This window comes from Bradyrhizobium sp. CB3481 (assembly GCF_029714305.1).
GTDB lineage: Bacteria > Pseudomonadota > Alphaproteobacteria > Rhizobiales > Xanthobacteraceae > Bradyrhizobium.
Map to the genome: position 1 here is coordinate 4,724,877 of NZ_CP121647.1, position 12,959 is coordinate 4,737,835.

General features: G+C 62.9%; 17 protein-coding genes. 3 read left to right on the top strand and 14 right to left on the bottom strand.

All coding sequences use genetic code 11. The annotated features are described in order from the left end of the window. Nucleotides 1–14: 14 nt before the first annotated feature. The 8 genes from QA643_RS23085 to QA643_RS23120 all read right to left on the bottom strand — a co-directional run bounded on the left by QA643_RS23085 (nt 15) and on the right by QA643_RS23120 (nt 5,461). Nucleotides 15–365 (bottom strand): Lin0512 family protein, encoded by a 351-nt coding sequence (locus tag QA643_RS23085; protein WP_283028189.1) that lies wholly within the window; start codon nt 363–365, stop codon nt 15–17. A gap of 91 nt (nt 366–456) precedes the next feature. Then, a complete protein-coding gene (locus tag QA643_RS23090; protein ID WP_283028190.1) occupies nt 457–1,635 on the bottom strand; it encodes an alpha-hydroxy acid oxidase in 1,179 nt (392 codons plus the stop codon). Between the two features lie 208 nt (nt 1,636–1,843). Beyond that, nucleotides 1,844–2,257, bottom strand: a complete 414-nt coding sequence (locus QA643_RS23095) for a GFA family protein (RefSeq protein ID WP_283028191.1) — start codon at nt 2,255–2,257, stop codon at nt 1,844–1,846. Between the two features lie 97 nt (nt 2,258–2,354). Then, nucleotides 2,355–2,615 (bottom strand): hypothetical protein, encoded by a 261-nt coding sequence (locus QA643_RS23100; RefSeq protein WP_283028192.1) that lies wholly within the window; start codon nt 2,613–2,615, stop codon nt 2,355–2,357. Further along, nucleotides 2,612–3,361, bottom strand: coding sequence for a thioredoxin family protein (locus tag QA643_RS23105; protein WP_283028193.1), 750 nt, complete (start codon nt 3,359–3,361; stop codon nt 2,612–2,614). Before QA643_RS23105 ends, QA643_RS23100 begins: the two co-directional genes overlap by 4 nt. Before the next feature lie 48 nt (nt 3,362–3,409). Next, nucleotides 3,410–3,937: an SRPBCC family protein gene (locus QA643_RS23110; RefSeq protein WP_283028194.1), complete on the bottom strand. Its 528-nt coding sequence runs from the start codon at nt 3,935–3,937 to the stop codon at nt 3,410–3,412. Nucleotides 3,938–3,940: 3 nt separating this feature from the next. Then, a complete protein-coding gene (locus QA643_RS23115; protein WP_283034897.1) occupies nt 3,941–4,297 on the bottom strand; it encodes a metalloregulator ArsR/SmtB family transcription factor in 357 nt (118 codons plus the stop codon). 75 nt (nt 4,298–4,372) lie between these two features. Then, a complete protein-coding gene (locus QA643_RS23120) occupies nt 4,373–5,461 on the bottom strand; it encodes an adenylate/guanylate cyclase domain-containing protein (protein ID WP_283028195.1) in 1,089 nt (362 codons plus the stop codon). A gap of 112 nt (nt 5,462–5,573) precedes the next feature. Between QA643_RS23120 and QA643_RS23125 the strand changes: the two genes are divergently transcribed. Then, nucleotides 5,574–6,029: an SRPBCC family protein gene (locus QA643_RS23125; protein ID WP_283028196.1), complete on the top strand. Its 456-nt coding sequence runs from the start codon at nt 5,574–5,576 to the stop codon at nt 6,027–6,029. 32 nt (nt 6,030–6,061) lie between these two features. Here QA643_RS23125 and QA643_RS23130 read toward each other — a convergent pair whose 3' ends face one another. Continuing rightward, nucleotides 6,062–6,763, bottom strand: coding sequence for a GNAT family N-acetyltransferase (locus QA643_RS23130; RefSeq protein WP_283028197.1), 702 nt, complete (start codon nt 6,761–6,763; stop codon nt 6,062–6,064). A 308-nt stretch (nt 6,764–7,071) separates the two neighbouring features. Further along, nucleotides 7,072–7,599 carry a MarR family transcriptional regulator gene (locus tag QA643_RS23135; RefSeq protein ID WP_283028198.1) on the bottom strand — a complete coding sequence of 176 codons (528 nt, stop codon included), beginning with the start codon at nt 7,597–7,599 and terminating at the stop codon, nt 7,072–7,074. 147 nt (nt 7,600–7,746) lie between these two features. On the opposite strand from QA643_RS23135, the gene QA643_RS23140 reads away from it, so the two are divergent. Then, a complete protein-coding gene (locus QA643_RS23140) occupies nt 7,747–8,409 on the top strand; it encodes a VOC family protein (protein ID WP_283028199.1) in 663 nt (220 codons plus the stop codon). A gap of 77 nt (nt 8,410–8,486) precedes the next feature. Continuing rightward, nucleotides 8,487–8,912, top strand: a complete 426-nt coding sequence (locus tag QA643_RS23145) for a cupin domain-containing protein (protein WP_283034898.1) — start codon at nt 8,487–8,489, stop codon at nt 8,910–8,912. Nucleotides 8,913–8,998: 86 nt separating this feature from the next. On the opposite strand, the gene QA643_RS23150 is transcribed toward QA643_RS23145, so the two are convergent. From QA643_RS23150 to QA643_RS23165, 4 genes are all read right to left on the bottom strand, one after another. Continuing rightward, the gene (locus QA643_RS23150; RefSeq protein WP_283028200.1) at nt 8,999–9,895 is read right to left on the bottom strand and encodes an alpha/beta hydrolase; all 897 of its coding nucleotides are present in this window, start codon (nt 9,893–9,895) and stop codon (nt 8,999–9,001) included. 4 nt (nt 9,896–9,899) lie between these two features. Then, entirely contained in the window at nt 9,900–10,358 is a 459-nt protein-coding gene (locus QA643_RS23155; RefSeq protein ID WP_283028201.1) for a RidA family protein, read from the bottom strand. Between the two features lie 167 nt (nt 10,359–10,525). After that, complete coding sequence (locus tag QA643_RS23160; protein WP_283034899.1) at nt 10,526–11,455, bottom strand: TAXI family TRAP transporter solute-binding subunit; 930 nt, start codon at nt 11,453–11,455, stop codon at nt 10,526–10,528. Between the two features lie 236 nt (nt 11,456–11,691). After that, on the bottom strand, nt 11,692–12,903 hold the full coding sequence (locus QA643_RS23165) for an MFS transporter (RefSeq protein ID WP_283028202.1): 1,212 nt from the start codon (nt 12,901–12,903) through the stop codon (nt 11,692–11,694). Nucleotides 12,904–12,959 lie beyond the last annotated feature (56 nt).

Here is a 12,959-nt window from a genome sequence, read left to right on the forward strand (position 1 = left end):
GGCACGGAGCGAGGTTAAGCCGTCTTGCCGTCGTCGAAGCTGACGATCACGGCCGCGTTCGCAATCAGGATGGGGTCGTTACCGATATCGGACGGAATCTCCAGCCCGCCGGCGACAGCCGTCACCTTCACCGTGCCGTATGGCAACTCCTTGGCCACCACAGCGGTGTCGACCCCCTCCGGGTTGGGTACGGCGATCGTGACATCGACGAACATGTCATTGGCGGTCTTGCCCAGCATCCGGAAGAAGCCGAGGCTGGAGTGGCGGATGGCGTCGGACACGGCGCGCTTGGCGGCCTTGGTCGCATCGCGCCCGTGAACGTCGACGCCCATGCCCATCTCGGTGATACAGCGCACGCGTGCCATTGGGTTTCCTTCGATCGTTGAGTGAGGGTATCGGCCACCCGCAATTCCGGCGAACGACCAGCGAGGCGACGGCCCCAGGTCGTCATCAATCTTACGACGGGGGGCGCGAAGAAGTGAAGCTGTTACCGTGGAAGCGCAAATTCTCGCGCGACAACTGGTCGAGCGATGTAACGCCCATCAGCTTCATGTCGCGTTCGATTTCGATCCGCATCTGTTCCAGCGCACGTTCCACGCCGGCCTGGCCGGCCGCCGCCAGGGGGAAGAGATAATAGCGGCCAAGGCCGACGGCCTTGGCTCCCAGCGACAGCGCCTTGAGCACGTGAGTACCGCGCTGCACGCCGCCGTCCATGATGACGTCGATCCTATCTCCTACCGCATCGACAATCTCCGCCAGTTGATCAAAGGCGCTGCGCGAGCCGTCAAGCTGCCGGCCGCCATGGTTGGAAAGTACGATCCCCGTGCAGCCGATCTCCACCGCGCGCCTGGCGTCTGCTACCGACATCACGCCCTTAAGGCAGAACTGCCCGCCCCAGTGCCGCACCATCTCGGCGACGTCGTCCCACGTCATCGATGGGTCGAGCATCTCGGTGAAGTAGCGGCTGATCGACATGGTGCCGCTCCCCATATCGACATGGGTGTCGAGCTGCGGCAGCTTGAAGCTTTCATGCAGGAAATAGTTGATCGCCCAGGCCGGCTTGATCGCAAACTGTGTGATGCCAGCAAGATTCAGCCTGAACGGGATGGCGAAGCCGGTGCGCTTGTCGCGCTCCCTGTTGCCGCCGGTAATGCTGTCGACGGTCAGCATCATGACCTCGACACCGGCCTGCTTGGCGCGGTTCATCATCTCGCGGTTCAGGCCGCGATCTCTATGGAAGTAGAACTGATAGACCTGCGGTGTGTTGCTGATCTTGCGCGCTTCCTCGAGGCTGACGGTGCCGAGAGAGGAAACGCCGAACATGGTGCCATATTTGCCGGCGGCGGCCGCCACGGCGCGCTCGCCCTGCGGATGGAATAATCGCTGCAGCGCCGTCGGCGAGCAATAGACCGGCATGGCGAGCTTCTGCCCCATGATCGTCACCGACATGTCGACATCGGTTACGCCGCGCAGAATGTTGGGCACCAGATCGCAATCGTCGAACGCGCGCGTGTTGCGGCGGTGTGTCGATTCGTCGTCGGCCGCACCGTCGATGTAATTGAAGATAGGCCCAGGCAGGCGCTGCTTGGCCATTCGGCGAAAATCGTGAAAGTTGTGGCAGTTCTTCAGACGCATTGCATTTCTCGGTTGACAACAATCTCGCCTGCCGTAGCAGCGTTCTCATGAGGACAGGCTAGCATCTCGCCGAGTTCTTGGCACAGGAATCCACATGTGAGGTGCGAGGCGGCCGTCATCCGCAAGGCAAGCAAAACAGGCCCGGGCATACGTTGCCCGAGCCTGACTGTCTATAGATGCAACGCCTCGAGAGAAACCGGCCCGTCCCTCACCCCGGCGGCATCCTGTCGAATTTCGCCGCCGCCGGATCAAGATGATCCCAGGCGTGGCCCGCCGCGGTCCACAAGACTTTTTGCGGCTTGTATCGGCTGGGGTCGTCGAGACTCCCTGCGTGGACGATGAAGATCTCGGGAATGCCGGGGAATGTCAGATAGACCGGTGAACCGCATGTCGGGCAGAAGGCGCGGGATTTCACCGTCCCGCCGTCGCCGATGACGTCCCAGTGCTTTGCATCGCCCTCCGCCTTCACGGCGGGTCGCGGGAACGTCAAATAGGAGCCGTGGCCGGTGCCGCTCTTGCGCTGGCACTGCCGGCATTGGCAGTCGCTCATCTCAATCGGTTCAGCAGAAATTTCATATCGGATCGCGCCGCAGGCGCATCCGCCGGTATAGGCGGCATTCATGTGTCTTTTCCTTCTGTAGAACAGCATTGTTGGCCAACGAAGAGTTTGGGCACATCGAGCGCGTAACACGCTCGGTTTTCGCCGATTCGAGCGATATCTAGACGCGGCCAGCGATCAGCTTGAGCCACGGCGGCAGATGAAAGGCGCTCATCAGCAAGTACATCGGCACCATCCCGCTCAGCGGTGACGCGCTTGCGATCGAACACATTGCCGGCCCGTCACCAAGGACGGCCGTCAATAGCGCCATCGTCGCAAACGTCGGCGCGGCCGCGAGATGGAGCCGATTGGCCGACCGGAGCGCCGCGGCGTTCCGCCGGGGCGCCTTGTCGTCGAATCCGCCGGAGCAGACCTGGCTCATGGCTTTGCACTCGCGCTCTGCTTGCGGAACGCCGCCTCGCCGGCATCAGACACTTCGACCCACCTCTTGTCGGGCGCGGCGCCTTCGACGTAGCTGTCGTGCCAATTCCACCATTTGTAGGTCGGCGTTTGCGGATAGCCTTCCGGCGAATTCTCCCAGACCTCCTGCCGTCCAAGCGGCGTGATGTCGAGATAGTTCCAGGTACCCCCCATCTGCTCATCGCCACGGTTGTTGATGAAGTAGGTGCGGTAGACGTTGCTGCCGTCGCGGAAGAACACGTTGGTGCCGTGCCATTCGCCGACGTCGAAATCGGCGTCAAAACTGTCCGTGATCGTGTACCAGGGGATCATCTCCCACCCCATCCGCGCCTTCAGCCGCGCAATGTCGGCCTGCGGCGCACGCGAGGTGAACACCAGCGTGGTGTCGCGGGCATTGAGATGGGCGAGATGGGCGACCTGATCGGCCACCATCGAACAGCCGCGGCAGGCGTGGTCGGGCCAGCCGAACACGCCCGGCTCGTAGAAAGCGCGGTAAACGATCAGCTGATGGCGGCCTTCAAATAGGTCCAGCAGGCTCGCCTTGCCGCGCGGTCCCTCGAACACATAATCCTTTTCAACGGCCACCCACGGCATCCGCCGACGCTCGGCGGCCAGTGCGTCGCGCGCGCGCGTCAGCTCCTTCTCCTTCACGAGCAACTTTTTCCGAGCGGCTTCCCACTCCTGCGCTGAAACAGCATGAATCTGCATGGCTGATCTCCTGTTTTGTTAGGGTTCGTGTTGCGCCTGTCGAGCCGTTCATGCCGGCAGTCGGCGGCCGTACTCCTGGTGCAGACGGGCCCAGCCTTCCCAGAACTGCGCAGGCTCCGTGTCGTTCGCGCGGGCGACCAGGATATCGAGATGCATGTGCCATCCGGCGCTGACTTTGAGCAGCGTCGATCGATCGGGCAGACGCCGATGGATCACGGTAAGCAGCACACCTGTGCCCTTCGGTTCCAGTTCGAACGTCACGTCGCCGCTGTTGTTCCAGGTAATTGAGAGCTTGCGTAGCGGTTCGAGCTCGGTGATCCGGCTTTGCATGCGATGTTCTTCGGCAAAGCCTTCCGGCCGCTTGCCGGGGGGATCGTTGAGCTCGTCGTTACGCCAGACCAATTCCACGGGCGCGCCGACCTTCATCTCCATCTGGCCCGCCGCCAGCCACTTGCTGCGCAGATTGCTGTCGGTGAGATAGGCCCAGATGCGTTCGATCGGGCCGGGCAGCAGGCGCTGAATCCTGAGCGTGGTCGGCTCAATCAGTTCGCCATAGGCGTCGGGCTTTGCATTCATCGTCTACTCCTTCTTTCCTTGCTTTGCTTTCGCCTCATCCTCTGCACGCAGCAGGGCTTCCAGCTGATCGAGCTTTTCGCTCCAGAAACGTTCGTAGCGGCGGAGCCATGCATCGGCGTCCGCAAGGCGCGCCGCCTCGAGGCGGCACAGATGCGTGCGGCCGCGGATCGTGCGCGTCACGAGGCCGGCATTTTCCAGCACCCGCACATGCTTCGATGCACCGGCGAAGCTCATCTCGAACGGGGTTGCCAGTTCCCCGATCGTGCGTTCGCGTTCCGCCAATCGTCCAAGCATCGCCCGGCGCGTTGGGTCCGAGAGCGCGTGAAAAACAGCATCGAGATGCGTCGAATATTCAACCATATGGTTTAGTATAAGGATGCAGCCGAAATAGTCAACCGATCGGTTTAACATCTTCGTGAAGGGGTTCTGGAGCGCCTAATCGTCGGGCAAGGTGTAGACGGCGCAGGGCGTCGCGATGCCACGCAACGCATGCGTTCCCAGCGGAACCAATGCCGTCCGGGTCTCAGTGGCGACGGTGCTTGAGATCAGGACCGTGCGGCCGAGTGGACGGCAAAGCCCTTCCAGGCGGCTGACGAGATTCACCGCTGGGCCGATCGCCGTGAAATCCAGCCGGTCGGCCGCGCCGACATTGCCCCACAGGATTTCGCCGAGATGCAACGCCACCCCGAACGACAGCGGCGGCAGCCCCTGCTCGCGCCGCGTCGTGTCGAGATGCACCATGCCGGCCTTGGCTGATACAACCGCGCGCAACGCAGCGTCGCAGGCATCACGCGGCCTGTCGCCGACCGGGAAGATGGCGAGCACGCCATCGCCGATGAATTTGAGCACCTCCCCGCCGAACGCGTGGACGGCGCCGCCGATGCAATCGAACCAGCCGCCGAGCGCCGCGATGACGGCGGCGGGCGGCTTAGCCTCCGACAGCGCGGTGAAGCTGCGCAGATCGCCATAAAGCAACACCGCGCGGATGGTCTCGCCCACTTCGCGCCGCAACGGCCCCGCCAGCACGCGCGCGGCGCTGCGCCGGCCGAGATAGGCCTCGAGCGCCGCCGAGAGCGTCGCGCGCACCGAGAGCGCCGCAAGCGGCGCGGCAGCGAAACGCGCGGCTTCACGCAGCCGATTTGCCTCCGCCTCCGTGAACCTGCGCGAGCCGATCCAGCCGAGCAGCGGCCCACCCTCGCCCGCCCCAACAATGTCTTCATGCGCCGCCCCGCCAGGCGCGAGCCCGTTCAACCAACGCCGGCCGGCATCCCCGGACGAGTCCCCTCCATCGCCAAAGCCCGCGGGAGCGAAGCCCACCGCCTCGATCACCTCGCCATTTTCGGCCCGCCACAACCAGGTTCGGCGCGCGATGATCGGATGTGGCACAGAAAGCGTCAGCGCGCCGCCGGAAAGCGGGATGCCATCCTGGATCAGGCGCGCGCCGAGCTCGGCAAGGAACCGGTCAGCGCCCGGCGATCCGGCGGCCTCATCGACAAGCCATGTCAGTGTCGAACTCAGTTGCATGGGCCAATCATGTGGCACGTTTCGTTGTCATGGGCACTTGGTAAATTCCTGCGCCGGCATATGTTGGCTCGGTTGCAGCCACCGCCATCCCCACCTAGCAACGAGGTTTTCGATGCCTGAGTCATTTGTGGTCCAGCGCGAGACCCAGATCGCCGCGCCGCGCGCCAGCGTGTTCGCCTTCCTGACGGACCCCGAGAAGATCGTGCAATGGATGGGCAGCGAGGCCATGACGGAGCTGCATCCGGGCGGGCTCTATCTCCTGAAGGGCGTCGGCAGCGCCACCGGCCGCGGCACGTTTCGCGAGGTCGTCCCGGTGCACCGCCTCGCCTACAGCTTTGGCTGGGAAGGCAATGACGAAGTGCCGCCGGGATCGGGCCTGATCGAGATCGACCTGATCGAACGCGATGGCGGCACGCTGCTGCGCATGACCCATAGCGGCTTGCCCAGCGCCACCCACCAGGCAAGCCATGCCAAGGGCTGGGCGCATTACATCGACCGGCTGACCAAGGTTGCCTCCGGCGAGGATCCCGGACCCGACCGGGGGCCGAACGGCACCCGCAACGCGTAGGGACATGTCGGTCGGGGCGCGCATCGCCGGGGCTATGGCTCCGCTTTCTTCAGCACTGTGACATGAAACTGGCGGCGGATTTCCATCCCCTGCCGCCGGTAGAGCGCGATCGCCGAGTGATTGCTGGTGAACACGTGCAGGAACGGAATCTCGCCGCGCGATACGATCTGGCGCGAGATTGCGGAGAGCAGCATCTGCCCATAGCCACGGCCGCGATGCGATGGATGCACGCAGACGGCGGTGATCTCGGTGTAGTTGGCCGGCCTCATCCGTTCGCCGATCATCGCGGCGAGTTGGCCATTGACGCGAATACCGAGGAAGGTACCGAGTTCATGGGTCCGCTTGCTGAACGGACCCGGCTTGGTAAGCGCGGTCAGCTCGATCATGTCGGGAATGTCGTCGGCGCCAAGGGTGACGATATCGACGCCGTTGGCCGACGTCTCAAGCGGCGTTCCGACCATCTGCTCGCCGGTTTCCGCCAGCATGACCTTGAACTCCTCGGGTGCCTTCACAGCGTCCGGCGTGAACAACACGGCGATATCCGTTGGCGACATCAGCGCGCCGAGTGCCGAAAAGCTTTCAGGCGACATGTCCGGCATGTCGGCGAACGGCGTCATTGCCGTCGGATAGCGCCGCGCGCGTCCATCGCCTTCGGCCAGCGCCCGCTGCGTGGTCGTCAGCGCGGTCCAGATCGGCTGGTCGAGCGGGTGGTCGGGTGCATGGCTAACGGACATCACACAACTTTCCTTAATTCTTGGTCGGACGGCACTGCGCGCTGCGCTGGCGATCACGCGGTGTATCGGCCATCATGAGCGGAACGGCCGGCCGCTCCTGAACTATCGCGCGTTGAAGGACAAACCAATGAGTTGGCGCATTGCCGGAAGTGTTGGCGTCGCAATCTGGACAGCCCGCAACATCTACGTGCATGCGCGGAGCGAGGCGCTCGGACGGGTGGATATGGACGCCGCGGCCATCATCGCTGTTCCACCGATCCTGTTGCCGGGTTTGGTCGGGCTTGCCCGCCTGCTGTTTCCGGAAGCCGTTACTTCTCGGCCGTCGCCTCGATCAGATTGTCGCGGAGCGTGACGACACTCTGCTGCAGCCGTGCGAACTCGTCCGGTTTCAATCCGGTCGCGGCCACGAGATTCATGTGCATGCCCTTTTCGCGCAGCCGCCGCCCGGCATCGGTCAGGCTGATCCGGACCTGCCGCTCGTCCTCGGGATCGCGCTGGCGGCACAGATAGCCCGCCTGCTCCAGCTTTTTCAGGATCGGGGTCAGCGTGTTGGACTCAAGGAACATCCTAGCGCCAAGTTCGCTCACCGTCTGGCCGTCCTGCTCCCACAGCGCCACGATCGCGATCCATTGCGGGTAGGTCAGGCCGAGTTCATCGAGGCCCTTCTTGTAGGCCCGGCCGAAGGCGAGGTTCGCCGAGTAGATCGCAAAGCACAGAAAGTCGCCGAGGCGCCGCTCGCCGGCGGGCTTGGGCTTTTGATTGCCCTTTGAACTGTCTCTGGAATTTTCCCTGGAACCGGCGCTTGAACCGATCCGGGTACTATCATTCGGTCTCATGGTTCGTCCTTTCCGACACGAACATGTGAAGTCTCGCATCCATATATATCGTATCCGATTAAATCGGAAGGGTTGACACCGGCGTCCGGAGGAGTTTTATAGCACGCATTCGATTATATCGTACACGATCTAACAGGAGAAGGAACCATGACCGGTACTACCCGCACGCCAACTGTCGACCTGAAGCTCGAAGTCATCGTCATCCCGGTATCCGACGTTGAACGTTCGAAGCAGTTTTACGCGAGCCTCGGCTGGCGGCTCGATGCCGACTTCGCCGGCCCCGACGACTACCGCGTGATCCAGTTCACCCCGCCCGGCTCCAACGCCTCGGTGATCTTCGGCAAGAACGTCACCCCGGCCGCGCCCGGCTCGGCTCAGGGGCTTTATCTGGTCGTCTCCGACATCGAGGCCGCCCGCAAGGAGTTGCTCGGCCAAGGCGTCGCGATTAGCGACGTGTTCCACGCCGGCGGCGACGTGCATGTCGGCTCCGACGAGCCGTATCTGTTCGGACGCGTCCGTCTGAGCGGCGCCGATCCCGGGCGCGGCAGCTACCGTTCCTACGCTTCCTTCAGCGATCCCGACGGCAATGGCTGGTTGTTGCAGGAAGTGACGGCACGGTTGCCCGGCCGCATCGACGGCAACGCTACCTCGTTCAACTCGTCGGCTGATCTTGCCAGCGCGTTGCGCCGCGCCGCCGCCGCCCACGGCGAGTATGAAAAGCGCAATGGCGGCCAGTACGACGTGAACTGGCCGGACTGGTACGCCGAATACATCATTCGCGAACAGAGCGGCCAGCAGCAGGCAGCATGAACAGGCAAAGCGATCCAGTCATCGGCGGCGAGCCCGCCGGTGACGGATCTCAACCCAGGGAGTTCGACATGACCACGATAAAGCAATTGCAAAGCATCGCGATGGCGGCGCTTGTCGCCGGCGTTTTTCTGGCGCCTTCCGGCGTGCAGGCGCAGCAGAACGGCGTCACCCGGACCGACCTGCAGCGGCACGATCTGAGCACTAACGGCCACGAGGCGATCCAGGTCCGCGTCGACCTCGCGCCCGGCGTCGCCTTTGGCAAGCACACGCATCCCGGCGAGGAAGTGATCTATGTGCTGGAAGGCCAGCTCGAATATCAGATCGAGGACAAGCCGCCTGTCACGCTGAAGGCCGGCGACGTGCTGTTCATTCCAGCCGGAACGGTGCATTCGGCCAGGAACCCCGGCGATGTCAAAGGCAGCGAGCTCGCCACTTACATCGTCGAGAAGGGCAAGCCGCTGGTGACCCTCGTCAAGCAGCACGCGGACAAGGCGGCACACTGAGACAGGATGGACCGGGGCTGCTCGCCACGCGGCCCCGCCCCGCTGCTGAAGATTTTTCTCGCTGTGTCGTGGCAAGACACCCGGCCTCAGCTGTTCGGCCTTTGCAGAAACGAGGATAGCGCGTCGGCCGTCTCCTTCGGTTTTTCCTCCGGGAAAAAGTGACCGCCATTTACCGGCCATCCTTTTACATCGCAGCACCAGCGTTGCCAGATCGCGAGCGGGCCTCCTTCGGCTTCGTACCATGTCGCCAGCGATCCCGCTGCGCTCCACAGGGCGAGAGCCGGACAGGTGATTTTCTGCATCGCCTCCCGATCACGCCGGTCGTGATCGCGATCGATCGAGGCAGCTGCGCGATACTCCTCGCAAATGGCGTGCGCATGCATGCCATCCTGTAGCATTGCGGCATATTCCTTCTGCACTCGTTCTGGAATTGCGTTCGCCGAACCCCAGTTTGCCGCAGCGTTCGCTACGATAGCTTCACCGCAACGGACCAGGATGGTTTCCGGCAGCGGCGCCGGCTGCGCCAGCAGCGACCACGGCCAGAACGCAAGTGCCAGCCGATCATCGGCGCGATCCCACGCGTCTGAAACCGGAATGATATCGAGCATGGCCAGCGCATCGATCCTGTCCGGCGCATCCAGCGCCAGACGCTGCGCGACGCGGCCTCCCCTGTCATGACCTGCGACGGCGAAGCGCGAAAAGCCGAGTTGGTCCATCAGCGCCAGCATATCAGTCGCAAGCGCCCGCTTCGAATAGGCCGCGTGGTCAGGCGTGCTTTCAGGGCATCCGCTTCGCCCGTAGCCGCGCAGATCGGCGCAGACGACCGTATGTGTCTCGGCGAGGCGCGGAGCAATGTCGCGCCACATCAGGTGCGTCTCGGGAAAGCCGTGCAACAGCAGAACCGGCGGACCGGAGCCTGCCCGGCGCGCGAAGATCCGCGCCGCACCGGTGTCAATTTCGACCGATGCGAAACCTTCGAACATGGCGTCAATCCGGCAGCGCCGCGATGGCGACGATCTCGACGACGAGGTCGGGATGCGCCAGCGCGGCGACTCCGATCACCTCCGACGGCGGCGGGTTGTTGTAGCTGCAATGTTTCGGGCAGTGTTGGGCGAAGAATTCGTCCATGACGTCCAGGCGGAAATTGGGCGAGCTGAGCACGCCACCGTTCGGAAACGGCCCCTTGACGTATTGCGTGATCTTGACGAGGTGCTCGAGCGAACTGCCGAGCGCTTCGAGATCCGCTTTGATGTTGGTCAGGATGGAACGCCACTGCGCGGCCGCATCGCCGGCGGCGCCACCGCTGCCGCTCGCGGGATCGTAGTTCTCGGTCGTGGCGGTGTTGCCTGCCAGGAAAACATATCCCTTTGTGCCCGTGACGACCGTGCCCTTTCCCCACGGCATCAACTTGCCGCCTTTCATCTTCTTATGTGTGACGAGCTCCATCACTGTTCCTCCCGTGGACGAGCCGTCGCCCCATCATCACGGCACGGCAATACAACCCGCGGCTGCGGAAATGGTTCGGATCGAGAGGTACCGCTTCGGATTCACGCGACATGAGATGTCAGAGGCTTGCGTCGCTATTCAACCTCTAGCGACGGCAACCGTTCGTTCTAGCGCACAATCTTGATATCCGGGCCCTTTGGCTTAGGCTGCGGCTGTTCGTTCGTTGCCGCCACACATTCATATTGCGGCCACTTCGGTAATCTCTCATCGAGATTCACTTCGCGCCATTTCGGATGGCCGTTTACATCCAGCCAAGCCTTGTTCTCGCGGATGATCTTGGCCACTTTGGCTACGTTTTGGCACTGCTCGCCAGCGTAGCTAAACGTTATCAGAACGGCTTTGACCGCTACCGTCTTGACGTCGGATTCCTGCCATTTGTAGGTACCCGACGGAATCACTGCAGTGAGATAGCTGTCGAGGGCTTTATCGTCTATTCCAAGGAGCTGGAATTTATCGTCGGCCGTCGTGCTCTCCGAAAAGAGCGTTGCCGGCGCGCCGGCCACATAGACCATTGCATCAATTTCGCCCCTGCGCAGCGCATCCAGCGCTTCCTTGCCTCCGAGAAATACTTCCTTCGAGGGAGTGATCCCCGTCTGGAAAAAAATCGTCTTGGCGGTCAGGTACGTGCCGCTTCTTTGAGGACCTATCGCAACACGTTTGCCGTGCAGGTCCTGCAGCGTCTTCAAGGAAAGATCGCCGAGGATATGCACTTCCTCCTTGTAAAGCGGATAAACGGCGGCAAGCTTGGCGGCGATGGCTTTTAGCTCATGGTCGTCAGAAATGTCGCGGATGTAGTCGAGCACGTCCGACTGGACGATGCCGAGTTGGACACCGCGCTTCCTGCGGACGTCGAACACATTCTGAATCGAGCCGGCCGATTCAAGAACCTGCATGGAGATGCGGCTCGGTTCGACGATCTTCTTGATGTCCTCGCCAATCTTGATGTAGGTGCCAGTTGCACCACCTGTGACAATTCCCATCTGCGGCGGAGCCGCGAGCGACATAGCAAGCACAGCGGCCAAAAAAGGAATCTTCATCACTCACAGCCTCGCGATATAGATTAAAAACGTCGGCCGGATACGGACCTACTGACGGTTGCGTCGCGGGGTTCCGGCGAATTCGGAGGATACGGTGGCGAGTCTGGTAAGATATTACGGCAAGTCTACGGCGCAAAAGCAGGAAAAATCTACTTCCGGCTGTCTGCCGTCCTGTCTGATTGCATCGGCCTCCGCGCTGTATCTTTCCGGCCATATCGGTGACGCCGGCGGCGTCCTCACGCCGGCACCGGCGCCGCCCGCGCCACCGGTACGGGGCGGAACGTCATGATGATCAGGAAGGCGCCGATCCCCATGACCCACGAGCCGATGTAGAGCCAAGCGTAGCTTGCGAAGGTGTCGTAGATCAGGCCGCCCGCGAGCGGCCCGGTCGCCATGCCGAGGCTGCCGGCCATCGCCGTGCCGCCGATCACCGTGCCCATCATCCGCAGCGGAAAATTCTCGCGCACCAGGACGGCGTAGAGCGGCATGGTGCCGGCATAGAGGAAGCCGAACAGCGCCGCTATCGCGTAGAACGCGGCGAGTTCGCGCACGAAGACGTAGCCGAGTGCACCGAACGCCTGCGCCAGCAGGCCAAAGACGAGCACACGCTTGGCCCCGAAGCGATCGCCGAGCAGGCCGAAGGCGATGCGGCCGCCCATGCCGGCGAGGCCCTCGACGCTATAGATGGTAACGGCCGCGATCATCGGAATGCCGCAGCTGATGGCGTAGCTCACGGTATGGATGATCGGACCCGAATGCGTGGCGCAGCAGAAGAAATTCGTCAGCACCAGCGTGATGAATTGGGGCGAGCGAAGCGCCTGCGCCAGCGACATTTCCGAAGACGCGGCTTCGCCTGGCGCTGCGACGGGCGCGTTTTGCAGCGCCGGCGGGCGACGCACCAGAAGGGAGACCGGGATCATGATTGCGGCGACGACGAGCGCGACGATCTGCATCGACGTGCGCCAGTCATGATGTGAGACCAGCCAGGCGGCAAGCGGCGCCATCGTCATCGGCGCCATGCCCATGCCGGCCGAGACCAGCGATACCGCCAGGCCGCGATGGGTATCGAACCAGCCGGTGACGGTCGCCATCATCGGCGCGAAGATCGCGGCCGCCGCGCTGCCGACCAACAGGCCGAACACGAATTGAAACACGACCAGCGAGGTCGCGATGCTTGCGAGGGCGAGGCTCGACGCCAGCACGATCGACCCGGTCAGCACCACCGGCAACGGCCCGAACCGGTCCGTCAAATTGCCCCAGATCATGCTGGTGAAGGCCATCGCGAGAAATCCGATGGTCATCGCGCTGGAAATGCCGGTCACCGACCAGCCGGTATCGCGCGCGATCGGCTGCAGGAACACCGGCAGCGAGAACATGCCGCCGATCGCGACGCAGCCAAGCAGGCCTCCCGCCGCGACGATCACCCAGCGATATTGCAACTTGGTCATTCCTGGTCTCCCCGTTGTCTGTCTGGCTGGAAGACGAACGGGAACTGCCAAAAGCT